20 protein-coding genes are annotated in these 15,153 nt (G+C 33.1%); 4 read left to right on the top strand and 16 right to left on the bottom strand.

Annotated features, from left to right (window positions below; translation table 11 throughout):
• Nucleotides 1-342, bottom strand: a complete 342-nt coding sequence (locus BD31_RS00375) for a P-II family nitrogen regulator (RefSeq protein WP_008296754.1) — start codon at nucleotides 340-342, stop codon at nucleotides 1-3.
• 104 nt (nucleotides 343-446) lie between these two features.
• Between BD31_RS00375 and BD31_RS00370 the strand changes: the two genes are divergently transcribed.
• Together BD31_RS00370 and BD31_RS00365 are read left to right on the top strand one after the other, a co-directional pair.
• Nucleotides 447-641 (top strand): hypothetical protein, encoded by a 195-nt coding sequence (locus tag BD31_RS00370; protein WP_158641209.1) that lies wholly within the window; start codon nucleotides 447-449, stop codon nucleotides 639-641.
• A gap of 100 nt (nucleotides 642-741) precedes the next feature.
• Nucleotides 742-1,437, top strand: a complete 696-nt coding sequence (locus tag BD31_RS00365; protein WP_008296788.1) for a hypothetical protein — start codon at nucleotides 742-744, stop codon at nucleotides 1,435-1,437.
• Nucleotide 1,438: 1 nt separating this feature from the next.
• Here BD31_RS00365 and BD31_RS00360 read toward each other — a convergent pair whose 3' ends face one another.
• The 14 genes from BD31_RS00360 to BD31_RS00295 all read right to left on the bottom strand — a co-directional run bounded on the left by BD31_RS00360 (nucleotide 1,439) and on the right by BD31_RS00295 (nucleotide 13,531).
• Complete coding sequence (locus BD31_RS00360; RefSeq protein WP_048097282.1) at nucleotides 1,439-2,014, bottom strand: hypothetical protein; 576 nt, start codon at nucleotides 2,012-2,014, stop codon at nucleotides 1,439-1,441.
• A 72-nt stretch (nucleotides 2,015-2,086) separates the two neighbouring features.
• Nucleotides 2,087-2,308 carry a hypothetical protein gene (locus BD31_RS00355; RefSeq protein ID WP_008296784.1) on the bottom strand — a complete coding sequence of 74 codons (222 nt, stop codon included), beginning with the start codon at nucleotides 2,306-2,308 and terminating at the stop codon, nucleotides 2,087-2,089.
• Nucleotides 2,309-2,321: 13 nt separating this feature from the next.
• Complete coding sequence (locus BD31_RS00350; protein ID WP_008296774.1) at nucleotides 2,322-2,885, bottom strand: TATA-box-binding protein; 564 nt, start codon at nucleotides 2,883-2,885, stop codon at nucleotides 2,322-2,324.
• A gap of 66 nt (nucleotides 2,886-2,951) precedes the next feature.
• Nucleotides 2,952-3,401, bottom strand: a complete 450-nt coding sequence (locus BD31_RS00345) for an ASCH domain-containing protein (RefSeq protein WP_048097281.1) — start codon at nucleotides 3,399-3,401, stop codon at nucleotides 2,952-2,954.
• Nucleotides 3,402-3,405: 4 nt separating this feature from the next.
• Nucleotides 3,406-4,956 carry a pyridoxal-phosphate dependent enzyme gene (locus BD31_RS00340; protein WP_008296756.1) on the bottom strand — a complete coding sequence of 517 codons (1,551 nt, stop codon included), beginning with the start codon at nucleotides 4,954-4,956 and terminating at the stop codon, nucleotides 3,406-3,408.
• Nucleotides 4,957-5,044: 88 nt separating this feature from the next.
• Nucleotides 5,045-6,607 (bottom strand): vWA domain-containing protein, encoded by a 1,563-nt coding sequence (locus BD31_RS00335; RefSeq protein WP_008296766.1) that lies wholly within the window; start codon nucleotides 6,605-6,607, stop codon nucleotides 5,045-5,047.
• On the bottom strand, nucleotides 6,608-7,402 hold the full coding sequence (locus BD31_RS00330; RefSeq protein WP_008296780.1) for an ATP-binding protein: 795 nt from the start codon (nucleotides 7,400-7,402) through the stop codon (nucleotides 6,608-6,610).
• Between the two features lie 40 nt (nucleotides 7,403-7,442).
• Nucleotides 7,443-8,900, bottom strand: coding sequence for an NAD(P)/FAD-dependent oxidoreductase (locus BD31_RS00325; protein ID WP_008296768.1), 1,458 nt, complete (start codon nucleotides 8,898-8,900; stop codon nucleotides 7,443-7,445).
• A gap of 182 nt (nucleotides 8,901-9,082) precedes the next feature.
• Nucleotides 9,083-9,511: an RNA-binding domain-containing protein gene (locus BD31_RS00320; RefSeq protein ID WP_008296782.1), complete on the bottom strand. Its 429-nt coding sequence runs from the start codon at nucleotides 9,509-9,511 to the stop codon at nucleotides 9,083-9,085.
• 27 nt (nucleotides 9,512-9,538) lie between these two features.
• Nucleotides 9,539-10,150 (bottom strand): 30S ribosomal protein S3ae, encoded by a 612-nt coding sequence (locus BD31_RS00315; protein ID WP_008296778.1) that lies wholly within the window; start codon nucleotides 10,148-10,150, stop codon nucleotides 9,539-9,541.
• Nucleotides 10,151-10,190: 40 nt separating this feature from the next.
• Nucleotides 10,191-11,456, bottom strand: a complete 1,266-nt coding sequence (serS, locus tag BD31_RS00310) for a serine--tRNA ligase (RefSeq protein ID WP_008296772.1) — start codon at nucleotides 11,454-11,456, stop codon at nucleotides 10,191-10,193.
• Nucleotides 11,456-11,698, bottom strand: coding sequence for a KEOPS complex subunit Pcc1 (locus tag BD31_RS00305; protein WP_008296795.1), 243 nt, complete (start codon nucleotides 11,696-11,698; stop codon nucleotides 11,456-11,458). The genes serS and BD31_RS00305 overlap by 1 nt, the downstream gene beginning before the upstream one ends.
• On the bottom strand, nucleotides 11,661-13,082 hold the full coding sequence (gene recJ, locus BD31_RS00300) for a RecJ family nuclease (protein WP_008296760.1): 1,422 nt from the start codon (nucleotides 13,080-13,082) through the stop codon (nucleotides 11,661-11,663). Before recJ ends, BD31_RS00305 begins: the two co-directional genes overlap by 38 nt.
• Entirely contained in the window at nucleotides 13,082-13,531 is a 450-nt protein-coding gene (locus BD31_RS00295) for a 30S ribosomal protein S15 (protein WP_048097285.1), read from the bottom strand. Before BD31_RS00295 ends, recJ begins: the two co-directional genes overlap by 1 nt.
• Nucleotides 13,532-13,655: 124 nt before the next feature.
• Here BD31_RS00295 and BD31_RS00290 point away from each other — a divergent pair, with 124 nt between their 5' ends.
• Nucleotides 13,656-13,988 carry a hypothetical protein gene (locus BD31_RS00290; protein WP_008296792.1) on the top strand — a complete coding sequence of 111 codons (333 nt, stop codon included), beginning with the start codon at nucleotides 13,656-13,658 and terminating at the stop codon, nucleotides 13,986-13,988.
• A gap of 112 nt (nucleotides 13,989-14,100) precedes the next feature.
• Nucleotides 14,101-14,370: a hypothetical protein gene (locus BD31_RS00285; protein ID WP_048097284.1), complete on the top strand. Its 270-nt coding sequence runs from the start codon at nucleotides 14,101-14,103 to the stop codon at nucleotides 14,368-14,370.
• A gap of 94 nt (nucleotides 14,371-14,464) precedes the next feature.
• On the opposite strand, the gene BD31_RS00280 is transcribed toward BD31_RS00285, so the two are convergent.
• A complete protein-coding gene (locus BD31_RS00280; protein WP_008296758.1) occupies nucleotides 14,465-14,995 on the bottom strand; it encodes a hypothetical protein in 531 nt (176 codons plus the stop codon).
• Nucleotides 14,996-15,153: the final 158 nt, after the last annotated feature.

Raw genomic sequence — 15,153 nt, 5'->3', positions numbered from 1 at the left:
TTAGAGGGCGTCATTACCTCTCTTTTTAGATGCAATGTTGATAACATCATCTACTGATGATATCACTATGATGCCATCTCCTGGATTTCCAGTAAATGCTGCATCTGCAATTGCGGTGGTTATTTTGTCCACATCCGAGTCATTCACAATTGTACTTACCGTTGCAACTTTGTTGAATTCTGCAATAAAAGTACCTGTTCCTCTACCCGCCCTGATGGTTTGTCTCTGTCCAGAACCTCTTCCATTACCTTCAAGAATGGTAAATCCTCCAACAATTGCTTTTATTGCTTCTGATACTGCACCGGTTTTATCAATATGTACAGTTGCCTCAATTCGTTTCATTTCCATTCTTTTTTTATTATTGTTTAAAAAAGATCATATGTTTTTATTCAAATTTTATGATACTAAGAGATTGGTTATGTCATTATCCTCTGACCTTTTTAGTATTGGATAAAAGGAAAATTATGAAAAGTGATGAAAAACGATCTCACAGACTAAACTACCTTTTAAAATATTATCTGACAAATCCTAAAGAATATGATCTCTATCTCAGAGCCAAACAAATGGGGGTTACAGACTCCACTGCCAAGGACTACATTAGAACAGTCATTATTCAAGCCCAGAAAATCTGCTCAAAATAGTTTTAAATTTATTCAAAAATCTACCTTTTTTCTATTCTTAGGAATAACTATGAATCTAAAACAAGGAATTCATAAATAATCAATATATGAGAAAATACACATGAATGATCCATTATTGGATGATGTAAAGGCTCTTTTAGATAAGGACTTTGGGGATGATCGTATTCTAAAACAAATTTGTAGAGCTTGTGAAAATAATGAGGTCATTAGTAATTATGAAAGAAATTATGTTAGAAAATTAGCAGAAAAACACCTGGGAAAAAAACCCGAAATAATCCCAACTCCATCTGCTGAAGAAAAGAAAGTAGTTCCAGATGTTGTAATCCCTCAAATAACACCTATTCAAAAAACTCAAACACTTCAAAGAAAACCCGTAAAAATTTCCTCCAATTCAAAAAATACAAAAATAATGGTTGGAATAGGTGCTGCTGCTTTAGCAATCATCATTGCAGTTGGTGTATCTTTTAATGGAGTATCTGATGGAATTTCAAAAATAGATAATCCAAATAACTCTGTTCCAGTTTCATTGTCAATTCAAACTGATTTGTCATCATATAGTAAAAAAGATCTAATATCAATAAGTGGCACATCTAATACTTCTGGAGTTGTAAATCTTTCCATTGTAAATCAAAATAATAAACTTGTATGGACAGAACAGGTATCATTAAAAAATAATGGAAAATATTCTACATTAGCTATTGCAGGAGGATCAGGTTGGGAAAGTTCAGGAACTTATACAATTAAAGTAGATAATGGTGTGGAAATAAAATCAAGCACATTTTCATTTACTGCATAATCTATTCAAATTCTTTCCAATGTGAATCAACTAAATCTCTTAATTTTTCAACACTAATTTCTTCCATATATTCACGATAAACAATGAATTTGTTTTGTCTTCCAGGAGATTCACCATAAATATCCGATGTATTTTTTGGAATTGCACCTTTCTTCCACTGATTCATTTCAAAAATCCATACTGTTGAATCTGGATTTGAAAAATCAATATCATCACAACCTATAACATAAAGATAACATTTTGTTGCAAGGTTTAATTTCTCATGCAATTTTTCATAGGCTATCATTTGGCCTTTTGCAATATTGATCTTATCGTTATGGAATCCTTTGAATTCTAGTATGACAAAACTTCCTTTATGCTCAATTAACCAATCTATGTCTGTTCCTCCTGAGGCTATCATTCCATGAACGATTAAATCTCCTAGTACCTCTCTTCCACGAGTAAATTCTAACTCATCAAAAATTTGGTATTTTGCTTTTGGGCTCTTACGAGTGATCTGGTTGGAGATCTCTTTTGAATTAACCGGATTCTCTTTTTCATATAATGTATCAATCAAATCACTAGTTTCATTAGCCATAATTTTTTTAATTTTCAAACTTGATGATAAGAGAGTTTGTAAAATTTTGTAAAGTTCGGTGATTTTTCTAATCTATCTACAAAAAAATTCCTGATTCGCTCCTTTATACAAAATAAAATACTCATCTTGATTTTTTCTATCTTTTTTTGCGTTCAGAGCATCCTGATACATTTCAAAATGTTCAATAAGATACAACTGATTTCCTGCTTCTCCAAAATAGTCTATTCCTATCAAATTAAATCCTGTTTCAGGCGTTAATTTTATTTTTTCATCCTCAAAAATATCTTTAGTCAACTTCTAGAAAAAATCATTGATCATAAATCATTAGATCTTTCTCTTCTAATAATGCATGTAAATTATGAACTGAACGATATACATCTGATTCTTTTTTAGCCCCAGTGCATACTAATTTCCCTGAAGCAAATAACAAAATTACCGTTTTTGGATCAAGCATTCTATGAATTAATCCCGGAAACTGTTCTGGTTCATACATGCTTCGTGGCAAAGTCCTTGCTGCTTTTTCCAAGTGAATTTTTCCTCCTAAATTAATAGCTGCAACTATATTTTGAACTGTAATCACTGCATCATTTTTAATTTTGATTTTTCCTTTTCTTAGCTTTTGAACAACTGTGTTTACAGCTTTAATTGCCATCTCTTCTGATTTAGCCCCAGTACATACCATCTTCCCTGTTCTAAAAATTAATGTCGCTGTTCTGGGATTTGTTAATCTAAAAACTAGTCCTGGAAATTGTTCTGGATGATATTCAGTATCTGGAAATTTTTCTGTTATCGTAATAAGATCAATTTTTTGATCAACTGATGCAGACGCAACTACGTTTTCAACACTAACAATAGGCTTTGTTTGAGGCATAACGAGGGACTTTAAATAACCCCTTTATATATACTAGTCAAATTTTTTTCAAAAATATGCAAGATGCTAATGATGTCCTATCCACTGGTATCTGTATTCTTCATCAATGATATCTGTAACAATGTCTTTGTTTTTTGTTTTAGGTATTTCAACATCAAAGAATCCTAATTGACCTTTACATGGAATTGGAATTCTAAATGACTTGGGTTTTTTTAACATGAATCCCCAAGTTTTATTTTGAAAATTTTTCGATGACAGATGAAATTTTTTATCTGATTTTATTTCTTTTAATGAATTATATTTTTTTACATCATAAAGTTCTGCTTTACCAATAATTGCACCTGTGACAAATTTTTTATTCATTTTTAATCTATTACAATCATCAACTCTTATTTTTAATGGAGAGTGAATTAGAAACTCTCCTCTAAAATTAGTATTCCAATTTCGTAATTCAATAGTTTTTTTTCCTAAAATGATTAAATCAGCAAATGGTTGAGACACAGAAAGGCATTTCAAGATGTTATTCAGTAGCTGCTTTGATCAATTCGCCAGGGTTTTTACCTCTGCCTTCAGGCAAATTTGTAATTCCGCCATTCAAACTTTGTGTAATTATCCCCTTACTAGCTAAAACTTGCGCAGTCATTAAAGAAGTATTTCCAGCCATGCAAACTAATAATGATTTTCCCTTTGTTCCCTCTAGTTCATTTTTGAGTTCATCTGGAATTTGTTGAGTTTGTAATAATTCTCCTATAGTTCTTGCCTTAGGTACAGAAATTTTTGATTTATCTACACCTAATGATTTTGCTATAAGTTCAATTCCTTCTTCACGTGGTGTATATTGAGTATGAACCCAAATAATTCGGTCATAGTCATTTGCTATTAATGCTGCATCTTCTACGGAAATATTCATTGGAAGTTTATTTTTTGATATTTGTTCAAAATTCTTTTTGTATTTTCCAATTCCATCGGCTACTATGATAACAAATTTTTTACCTTTTCCTGAATTTGTCATTTGAATTGTTGAATACAATGCCAGTGCTGTACTCTCCCCTATATCATGACCTTTGTCTACAAAGAACTTGAGAAGGAATTTCGCCTTTTCAAAATCCATCTCATGTTCTTCAGCATATGTATCAGGTTTGTACAGTTTTAACCCCAAGGCTTTGGCTCTAGTCCTAATTCCAGCAACATCTTGACCAGGAGAAGGAAATACTACATGAATTGATTTTTTATTATATTTGTCAAGCATATACTGGCTCAAACCTCCAGAAGTACCTCCTGTACCAAATGAACAAACAATCTGATAACCCTCCAATGAATCTCCCTTTTCATTTAGTTGCTGATCGATTTCAGGAGCCGTAATAGTTCTATGAACATCAATATTCAACTCATTATCATATTGTTTTGGACAAAACAAACCATAAATTTTTGCAAGAAATCTTGCCAAATTTATGATATCTTGTTTAGCCAATAATGTCTCTATCTCTTGAAGATTTTTGTCAAAAATTTCAGGATTAAATCCAAGCTCTGATAATTGGGAACGAACATTTCCAGCAGTTGCTTTTGCAGCTAATTCATTTGCTTTATTTTCCATTCCTGGTGCAGGACAAATATCCATATCCAAGTCCATAATGCGAATGTTTTCATTTCTTAATTCTTTAAAGACTCCTTCTTGTAATCTTCTTGATACGAGTGCAACAACATTAACACCAAGCTTTGATAATTGTCCTAACGCTATTCCAAAATTTCCTGAGGTAGCTTCAATTACTGTTTGATTTCCTTTTAGCTTTCCAGAAATTATTGCATTGTGGATGATATGAGCTGCAGCTCTAACTTTGATTGAACCACTAAGTAATGTTGAATCAAACTTGCCAAAAACTTTCAAATCTTTATCATCAAGATCTAATTTATAGACAGTTTTAGCGCATTCTTTCAAATCTTCGGTAAGATCTACTAATGGTGTGGGATTAACAATTTTTGTGTCTTCTAAGTGAGGAATCTTACACCATATTTCCTCCTCAAATTTTTTTAGTAATGTTCTATCAATTTGATTATCTTCAATTTTGCTCATTCTTTTTCCTCTAAAATCTATCTTTTTTGCAAGCTCATATAAAATATCTGTTAAATTTTATATCTATTATTTTATTGACGACTAAATCTCAAACATCTAAAATACTAATTACTTTACTTGGAATATCTTTTAGTCTACTTACAGCCATAGTTTTTTCATATCCCAAATATCTCAAATTGTTTGCAATAGTTGTTGCCCTTACTGTATTAGGACCAAGACCTAACGCTACCATGTTTATTCCCAATCCTTTGAATATTTTTGTTATGTTTCTTACAGCATCAGAATCTGATGGCTCACCATCAGTTAATGTCAGAAAAATATCTGGTCTTTTTGCTTGTAACATTGGTAGCATTTTATCATAAACTTCTGCTAGTGGTGTTGATCCATTTGCAACAATTTGTGCTAGTCTCTTTGCAGTAATGTTATTCCATTTCATATTTTCTGGTTTAATTGACCAGCATACAACTGATCTGTTTTCTGTACTAAATGCATATACTGCAAATTTTACTTTAAGAAAAGCTAAAACTTCACATAATGCCAGAGTTGCTTTTTTGTATTCAATAGCATCAGACGCAATACTTGATGAATGATCCAACAAAATTACAATTTTGGTTTTGATTGATTTTTTTATATCTGAAAAAAATGGCTCATGGCCCTCAATGTAACTTTCTTCATCAAACTCATCCCCTGATCTAAAATGCTGTTCTTTCCAACCATATTTCCATTCTTTAAATTTCATCTTTAGACCATTAATCAAATTCATGTCATAGATTGTTGTTTCATCTACATTACTTGTAGATGGAATTTGAATTCCGATTGTCTCTGAAGACAATCCTTTATTTTCTGTTTTTTTATTTTCGTCAAGTAATACTTTGTATTCATCATATACATTGTCACCATTAATTACTGATGCAGGATCGACTTTACCAAAATTACCTTCTTTGTTTTTGGTAATTACTTTTAGCAATTTTAGTAGCTCTTCTTCAGACAATGGCATTCCAGCTTTCATAAAAGGCAACGATACTGGAATTGTTAAAAGAGAATCAATATCTAGAATTTTAATAATCTGAGTTACATTTTTTTCAATCCAGTCTGTATCGTAATTCTCGTCAATTGTTTTCTTGATAATTTTTTTTGCAAACTCAGATGCATTCTTTATTTTTTCAAAATTACTTGACTGAATTTCACCTTTAATTGCTCCAAACATAAAGTATTGATAAAATGCCTCTACAATTCTTGCTTTGCCATATACTGTATGAAGTTGAGGTCTTGCCACAAGCATGTATGTATAATTGAAAATCAGTTCACCATCCATTCCTCTCCAAACCTTTCTTCCTAATTGCTCAATTCGTTGTGTTTCTAATGTATTTAGAATAAATCCAAATGCATGATCGTTGCTAAGAATTTTTTTACAATATTTTATTCTCATTGCCTCATACCATAATGATGTTCTGAATTGTCTGTATTTTTGGAAATCATTCCCAATTCTTTTTTCTAATGGTGTAATCATTACTTTATTTTCATGTAGTCTTGTTCTAGTTTCTACTTTATCTGAGATTTCAACAACAATGTTGTCTTTTTCGGACCATCTTCTTACCAGAAATGTGGCAATTTCTAATAACGATTCGTTTTTGAGGTGAATTGTTTGCATTTAATTTCCAAACATCGAAGTAATTATGTCACTTACTTTTTGGTATTCTATATTTCCCCACTGTGTGTATACATTTCCAAAAACAATATCTGCTGCTTCTTTTGATGACATTCCTTTATCTAGTAATTTCCCAAATGCTATAGTTTCTCTTAAGCTTGGAGAATAAAATAACTCTTCAACTGCAGCAGCTTGTCTTAATGTATTTGCAAGTTTAATTGCTTGAATTATTTCTGATTCATGCTTTCCTGAAACATGTTTTTTTATAATTTCTAATTCTATATTTTCAGGTGGGTATTCCAATCTAATTCTTACTGGAAATCTACTTAGTAATTGTGGGGGAAGTTCTTTTGTACCACTATGTGTTAATGGATTGATTGTTGCAACCACAAACCAACTTTCTTTTGCTTTAACCACTTCGCCAGTTGATTCTTTTAATACTATTTGTCGTCTATCGTCTAATGCTTCATCTAGTCTAAGTAAGACATCTGCTTCTGCTGAATTAATTTCATCAAGGTAAAGTATGTCCCCCTCTCTCATTGATTTTATCAAAATTCCTTCATCAAAACTTATTGTTCCATCAGTAAGCGTTTTGGTACCAACCAAATGACTTTCTCTGGTTCTTAAACTGAAATTAATTGATTCTAAATTCACATTTTTCCTTTTTGCAAAATCTCTTACTAGTGATGTCTTTCCAGTTCCTTTTGGCCCTATAATGATAACAAAAAGACCTGCTTCATGTGCCTTATCCAAGATTTTAATTGAATTATTCCAATCTAGATATTCTAATTCTTCCAAAGTATGTTTTCATTGATTTAAACAATATTTAATATTAGATCTATTTTCCAAATGCTTCTACTTTTGCAAATGCTTCATCTAATCTTTGATGCAGTGTCTTATTCCATTCATCAAAACCAGAAGGATTCTTTGGATAATTATTATAATGATCTACTAACCATTGATTTTGTTTTGATGTATATCGTAATCCGTCTGCAACTGTCTTATTCATTGCTCCTCTGATAATCATTCCAATCTTTCCTAATCCTGAAAAGTCTGGATGTTCTCCCTTGCTAATTGACTCCACATCCATATTTCCCAAAAAGTGTTTCATTCCATAACTTATTTGCTCATTACTCATTTGTTGAACAAGTCTTCTAAAAAGTTCAAGACCTGCGGTTTTGTATCCATATTCTTTAATAAAATCAAGATTGTATTGCCAAAGTCCTACTTCTGAAACATCATTAGCTTCTAATGCTTTTACTACATTATTTCCTAGAATCGTTCCAGCAATTAATGCAGGTCCAATTCCTCCAGCATCAATTGGTTTTGGCATCCATGCAGAATCACCTACCATCATATACCCACCAGAGACCATACAATCATTTTGTCTTCTAACTGAAACTTGGAAAACTCCTGAATTGTTATTGATATCTTCTGGATCTTCTGAAAGTCTTGGATTTTTAATTGCTTTATTTCTATGAAGATATTCTTTCATTAAGGATTCTACATTGTCTTTCTTTCCTAATCTTTTGTTCCTTCTTTCTAATAGTGATTTCTCTACTCCTAATCCGATGTTTACTTTGTTATCTGCTTTAGGAAACACCCAGCCATATCCGCCAGGTGCAATATCTTGATCTAAATGAATTATACAATAATCAGGATCAAATTCTGAAAGATCTTTTTCTCCCTGATCAAAATACATAATGTATCTGCCAGTAGATTCCAAATCTCTTCTGTCGATTCTTTTTTCTACCTTTGTGGAGTTTTGTAGTCCGTTTCTAAGCATGGATGTAACCCCTGTTGCATCAATTACGATTCTTGATGTTTTCTTAAAAGGTTGTTTTGTTTTGTTATCTATTCCTTGTACTCCGACAACTTGTTGTCCTTCATAAATTAAACCTGTAAGATTAATTTCAAATACAAACTCAATACCCATTTTTCTACATCGTTCATTTTGAATTTCTGGTAATTTTTGACGATTAAGCATGAATCCTGCTCCATCAAATGGAATGGCTGTTTCTTTGTCTGGGGAATATGCCATTACTCCTTTTACATCATGCTCGATTTCAGGTCTAGTCCAAGCAATTTTAATTCTGTTTGTCATGTAATCTACTGCTTCTTTGGAGCATGCATCTCCACATACCCAACCTGCTAATGATTTCCTACCTGGCAAAAATTCTGGACTTCGGTCCACAATCAAAATCTTCAAGTTTTGATTTGAATAATGAGAAATAGACTGTGCAGTGATTGTACCTGCAAGACCTCCACCTGCAATTATAACATCATAATCTGCCACAATAATTGGGCTCGTCTATCCGTATTTAAAATAATACCATGATGACTAATTTCCTGTATCAAAATTATTGATCGATTAATTATGGGGTCGGTTCGTCGCGGCTTCTTCAATGCGTTAGCTCAGACTGGAGCGGCTAATATTTCCTCATTCCCAAATGGAAATCTCTCTCATTCCTATTTAATCTAGGTGGCAATTTGAAAAATTTCTGTAAATGTTTTGACCGTATCTTTTTTGTTGTAAATTGGGGTATGAATTTTTATTTTTATTGTGTCTTTTTCACTAACTACTAGATGTCCTTTGATTAGTTCTTGTTTGTCTACTCTCATGTGAAATCTAGAATCTTCTGTTCTCTCTTCAATTTCCTCAATTAATTCATTAATTTGTACAGCAGATAACATTCCAAGTAATTTTTTCATAAAGTTTTGAGCCTGTTTTTTTACAATTTTTGCATTTAGGACAATAATTGGATTTTCAAAATGTCCTATGGTCTCATTAGCTGTGAAATCACTTTCTTTCAAGTCTAAATAGTCTTCAAATGACTGAAAGATTTTTGAAATATCTTCTGTAGCATGAACAATTACATCTATTGTAATTTCAATTTTTTCAATCATTAATTGTAAAAGAATATCTCTTGTTGGCTATGCTTCAAGTAATTTTGTTTCTTTCTCTGCCGTTCTGATGAGTTTAACTTTTTCAAGACCTACATGTCTTACTCTGATGACTTTCTTGAATGCTGCCATGATATCTGAATTAATTTTACTATAACATGTTGCTTGAACAAATTGTTCGATATTCATACTCGGAATTGTATTGTTAATCACATCTCTTGCAATTAATCTAAGTGCATGTTGCCTGGATGTGTTTAGTTGTCTGTGGGTTAGAGCAAGTACCTTGACTCTGAAGACATAACCATCCTTGGTTTTGATATCAATAATGAAATTAATTTTTGATGATCCTCGTCTTACTAAACTACGCAAAAATTCTTTTGAATATTCATATCTTTTAAAAATTGTTGATGCTTTATCACCATCAACTTTGTTAATCTGGAAATAGATTTTGTATTGATGCTGTGAAGGATCTCCTTTTAATATGTCATAAAGTGTAACTTCGAGAACTCTACCCACTGCATTGTCATCATCTGTAATTGGAACGTATGCAATTGGGACATTGTTAAACGAATCTGGTGCATGTACTGTAACCCAGCGTTTTTCTCGCCACTTGTCCTTTACTCGACCTTTTCTACGTGCCAATTATTAACGACCTTTGAATCCAAAATATAAGGGTATATCACTAGATCTCTTTCTGATTTCCCATGTAACTCTGTAAAACGTGAGGAATTTTGATATGACCGTCCTTCGTTTGGAAATTTTCCATAATAGATACCAAAATTCTAGTTGTAGCAATCAAAGTACTATTAAGCGTATGAAGATACTGAGTGTCTTCATTTGTTTTGTCTCTGTATCTTATTTTCAACCTTCTTGCTTGGTAGTCCAAACAGTTTGAGCAAGAAACAATCTCTCTATAGGCATTCTGTCCTGCCATCCAAGCCTCAATATCGTATGTCTTTGCTGAGACTTTTCCCATATCTCCAGTTGATAATAGCATTATTCTGTATGGTATTTCCAAACTCTGATAAAATTCTTCAGAAGCTGCTAGCATTTTTTCATGTTCCTTTCTAGAATCTTCTGGTCTAGAGAAAACAAACTGTTCAATTTTATCAAATTGATGAACTCTGAAAATTCCTTTTTGATCTCTACCATGCGCTCCTGCTTCTTTTCTAAAACATGGACTAATGCCTGCATATCTTAATGGAAGATCCTTCCCCTCTATGATTTCCTTTGAGTGCATTGCTGCCATGGCGTGCTCTGATGTTCCAATCATGTATAGATCTTCATCATCAATTTTGTAGATTACCTCCTCAAAATCATCTGCAATGACTGCCCCCTCCATCGACTCTCGATTAATCATGTAAGGTGGTTGAATCAGCGAATACTCTTTTTTTGCAAGAAAATCCAATCCATAATGAATTAACGATTGATTTAATCTTACAAGATCATTTTTTAGATAATAAAATCTTGCCCCTGCTACCTTTGCTGCTCTTTCTAAATCAACTAAATCCAAATTTTCAGAAATGTCAATATGATCATTTATTTTAAAATCAAAACTTGGTATGGTCCCCCACTTTCGAATTTCCTTATTTGCATTTTCATCTACTCCTATAGGAACTGATTCATCAACAAGGTTAGGAATAGTTAGTGCTAGTCTTGAATATGTATTTTCAATAATTTGCTGTTCTGATTCTAATTTTGTAAGATCTCCTGAAATATTTTTCATATCTGATAAAATTGATGATGCATCCTCTCCTGCCTTCTTCTTTTGTGAAATATCTATGGCTAGTTGATTTTTCTTTTTTCGTAATTCATCCGTTTTAATTATTAATTCACGTCTTTTTTGGTCTGATTCAATTAATCTATCCAAATCAAAATCTACATTTCTTGCCTTGAGCATATCTCGAATTATCTGTGGATTTTCTTTGAGTATTTTTGGATCCAACATTATTCTATCACCTTCAAAGCGACTTGGATATGTTCGACAACTTCATCTACTGTACCAATTAGATGTTTCATGTTCTTCTTACTTTCAAAATTAAAAACTAGTTTGTTATCAATATTTTCAACATAAAGACTCAATCCTTCTGGAAAATCAACATTATCTGGTTCTAGAGCCTTTTTGACAGTTTCTGCCTTTTCTTTTGATATGTTACTGAGAATTACCTGAACTTGACACGTTAATGACATTTACTTCTAAATAATTGAGAAATCCGTCCAATTTGTCTTTAGTTATTTTTGCCCCTGCTGCAGCGTTATGGCCTCCACCTATACCATCAAATTTCTCAGCTCCAGTTCTCATCAATTCACTTAGATTGATATCTGATTTACATCCAAAAGATTTTCTTGATGAGAATTTTATTGTGTTCTCTTCCCCTTTGGTTCTCAAAATTACAATTTTTCCTGAATTTTTTGGTGAACCTGCAATTAATGATGAAATAGTACCCGTCATAGTTTCAGGAACAATGTCCTCACCATTTACCATGATACAGGTATCACTTTCTGAGATCCTCCACCTCTCATTAGTTAAGATGTTCATGTATTCTCTGATCATCTTTCTATATTCTGTTAGAATGGTTTCACCTTCTCTTAGAATCTTGTTTCTATCTCCCATACATACTGCCATTCCTACTCCTGAACGATTAATTCTTCCACATGAATTTAGCATGGTTGAAAATTCTCGTGCATCTCGTAAGAAACTTCTTTTGTCTTCTCTAGGAAATGTGTAGGTATATCCAATTAATTCTGACATTATCTCTGTAGCATTTTTCCCAGAAGTATATTTTGTAATTGCCTCAATTACTTGCTTTTTCTCATCCTCGTTTAGTTCTGCTGGTACTCTCCATCTTCCTTCATCCTTTAGCTTGATTCCTGATGAATTTAGAAGAGAAAGACAAGCATCTCTATTCCAAGTTAATCCCTCGATAAATGGCTGTGACGTAAATGCAAGAGCATCTGGAAGTGATCTAGTTTCTCTACCAACTAATAACAAATCTAAATCAATGTCTACCAAACCCTCCTCTTTGGCAATATTGGCAATCTCAAAATTTTTACCCGTAAATGATTTTCTCTCTCCTTGATCTTGCCTGTCTCCCAATGCTGAAACTACTGCAATCGCAGACAAGTCTGAATTTCTTTCATCCAAGGCCATTGATGCAAGATATGCCATACCGCCTGCACAAATTTCAACTCCTCCATCAATACCATATTTCCACGCATTGATTACATTCTGATTATCCATCTCTTCTTCTGAAATTTGATGATGATCTAAAACAATCCAGTTATCTCCTAGGGTTTGATCAAGTTCATTTGCAAAACCTCCACCAAGATCTGTTACTATGTGAAAATCGCGAGAGTCTGTTTTGAAAGATTCTACTACCTTTTTACTAAACTCTTTTGATGTTCTAACAGTACAATTGGCACCTGCTCTGATGAGTGCTTTAGTGATAATACTGCCAGATGTCAGTCCATCACAATCAATATGTGTTGTAACTGAAATTGATTTTTTTGCCTTTATTGATTCTGAAATTTTATCTTTAAAATATGAAAGCGACTCATCAAGCGATTTTGTCATTACTCTAGTTGAGCAACCACGGATTTATATTTCCAGGTTTTAGAAATCCTTCCAATTCTTTTGTAGTATACTGATAGTCTGTGAACTTTGGCCTCAATTAATTCCAAAGATCTGACGTTTCTGTTGTCTCCTTTGTTTGATTTTAGGTGTTTTTGAAGATTCACTGCTTTTCTTACAATGTTTTCTAGATCTTCGGGCATTTCTGCTTTCAAATCGTTTTCTTCTAAAATCTGACCCATACTTTTTTTCGTAATTGGTTTGATTAGAGGAATTGCATGTTGATCTCTTAGCTTAATTCCAATTTGACTAGGAGTTAACCCATCTTTGGAATATTTTATTACTAATTCTTCAATTTCTGTAGGACTTTGTGTGATCCAAGAAGGTGCACGAAGTGTAGCTGGTCTAATGGAATGTGATTTCCCATGTCGATGTGTGTGCATTCGTCCCATGATTTGGCTGATCAAAGAACAGAATTAAACGTTACTTATACTGATCTCGTACATTATATCGAAATTTGGGGTTTAGAATAAAAGTTAAATAAGTCTCTGAACCCAAAACGAGCAGGTAAACGGTATGAATACAAAAGTACTATTAGCAGCATCCCTAGTTGCTGTCTTCGTTATTGGTATCTATGGAACATATGCAGTAGCATTTGCACAATACATGGGTAACGTTGGTAGCGAAGGTCAAACCGGATCATACACATTAGAAGAAGCACTTGAGATTCAAAGAAGAAGAGTCGCAGCAGCTGAAGCAAACCCAGCCTCTGGTTCAGGAACTCCATATCTTGACGCAGGTGGTGTAGTTGGTGCATCAGTTATTGCAGGTGCAGTATTCGGTGGTATTGCAGGCGCTTTCTTCATTAGAGGAAGATCTGGCAAATACGCAGCAATGGGTAGAGGATAAACAAACCTCACAATTTTCTTATTTTATTATTTAACCCTTAGTGGATACTGATCTCGTACTTTGTGGGAATAAAAGAAATGTATATATCGCACAAATTGAGCCAAAATATACAATGACTCCTATCGTAGGAATTTTCCTAAGCATTCTGTCTTCAATTACAGGACAATTAGGACCAAACTATGATCCATTATTCTATGATGTAATGATTTACATCTTCGGAACCATGATGTTCACAATATTCCTTCTTGGAATTATCTCATTCTGGTTACGTGTACACGGTTGGGCTTACAAAGACAATCGTGAGAGATGGGTCGATGAATTAGACAGACACTTCGAAAGAGAAGGTATCGGTCTTATTCCAGACAACGGTAAATACTGGTAAAATCACTTCCTTTCTTCTTTTCATTATTTTTAATACTTCTAGTTGAAACTATGCAGACTTTTTAAACATCATATTTTTTCAAAGTCTATAATTATTAATTTCCAGGTGGCAGGTAGTCTTTGTCTTTGGATTCATCGTATGCCTTTGTAGTAAAGACTCCTTTGTAATGATAGCCATCCTGTAATGGTTGGTTGATGAAACTAGGTGATTCCTTACCGTTGACGTAGATAGCTGATTTGCTCTGATCCATATCTCTTAGAGGGAAATCCCACATCCACAAAAAGTGCCCAATTTCAAATGGATATTCTTCTTCCCACTCTACGTAAATTGTGCCATCATCTGTTAGTGTATACATGGTTCTTTTACATTCACCATCGTTCAACCCTGAGTTAATGTTCGCAGGTATTGGTGTAGGTAAACCATCTATTACTAGCTCTAAATTGACTTTCATTTTGTATGGTGTTTCTTTATCGTTAATGCAAACTTTGAGAGGATTATTTTGATTTAGTTGAGCTTGAATCACAGTACTTCCTAAACCAATTGAAATTGCAATAATTGCCGTTATTGCAAGGAACTTGAAAGTTTTCTTTCTTTTGTATGGATCCCCTGTTCCTGGCCAAATCATAAAGATGACTTTAGACAGATTCCTTAAAGTCCTTTCTTTTATTCAATCATTATCTCGATTGTGTCACATTGGTCTTGGTGATCAGCTAGAAAATATGTAATTTCATCAGAGTCAATTTCTAGCCACTCTGACTCTCCTTGATATGGGAGATAATCTTC

The sequence above is a fragment of the Candidatus Nitrosopumilus salarius BD31 genome (assembly GCF_000242875.2).
Taxonomy (GTDB): domain Archaea; phylum Thermoproteota; class Nitrososphaeria; order Nitrososphaerales; family Nitrosopumilaceae; genus Nitrosopumilus; species Nitrosopumilus salarius.
This window is presented reverse-complemented; position numbering and strand designations above follow the sequence as displayed.

Bases quoted from the DNA above. Each gene is read 5' to 3' on its own strand.
- BD31_RS00360 (WP_048097282.1), bottom strand. From the start codon at position 2,014: ATGGCTAATGAAACTAGTGATTTGATTGATACATTATATGAAAAAGAG.
- BD31_RS00290 (WP_008296792.1), top strand. From the start codon at position 13,656: ATGAATACAAAAGTACTATTAGCAGCATCCCTAGTTGCTGTCTTCGTT.
- BD31_RS00280 (WP_008296758.1), bottom strand. From the start codon at position 14,995: ATGATTTGGCCAGGAACAGGGGATCCATACAAAAGAAAGAAAACTTTC.
- BD31_RS00340 (WP_008296756.1), bottom strand. From the start codon at position 4,956: ATGAGCAAAATTGAAGATAATCAAATTGATAGAACATTACTAAAAAAA.
- BD31_RS00305 (WP_008296795.1), bottom strand. From the start codon at position 11,698: ATGTCATTAACGTGTCAAGTTCAGGTAATTCTCAGTAACATATCAAAA.
- BD31_RS00320 (WP_008296782.1), bottom strand. From the start codon at position 9,511: ATGATTGAAAAAATTGAAATTACAATAGATGTAATTGTTCATGCTACA.
- BD31_RS00350 (WP_008296774.1), bottom strand. From the start codon at position 2,885: ATGCCTCAAACAAAGCCTATTGTTAGTGTTGAAAACGTAGTTGCGTCT.
- BD31_RS00285 (WP_048097284.1), top strand. From the start codon at position 14,101: ATGACTCCTATCGTAGGAATTTTCCTAAGCATTCTGTCTTCAATTACA.
- BD31_RS00295 (WP_048097285.1), bottom strand. From the start codon at position 13,531: ATGGGACGAATGCACACACATCGACATGGGAAATCACATTCCATTAGA.
- serS (WP_008296772.1), bottom strand. From the start codon at position 11,456: ATGTTGGATCCAAAAATACTCAAAGAAAATCCACAGATAATTCGAGAT.
- BD31_RS00365 (WP_008296788.1), top strand. From the start codon at position 742: ATGAATGATCCATTATTGGATGATGTAAAGGCTCTTTTAGATAAGGAC.
- BD31_RS00375 (WP_008296754.1), bottom strand. From the start codon at position 342: ATGAAACGAATTGAGGCAACTGTACATATTGATAAAACCGGTGCAGTA.
- BD31_RS00335 (WP_008296766.1), bottom strand. From the start codon at position 6,607: ATGCAAACAATTCACCTCAAAAACGAATCGTTATTAGAAATTGCCACA.
- recJ (WP_008296760.1), bottom strand. From the start codon at position 13,082: ATGACAAAATCGCTTGATGAGTCGCTTTCATATTTTAAAGATAAAATT.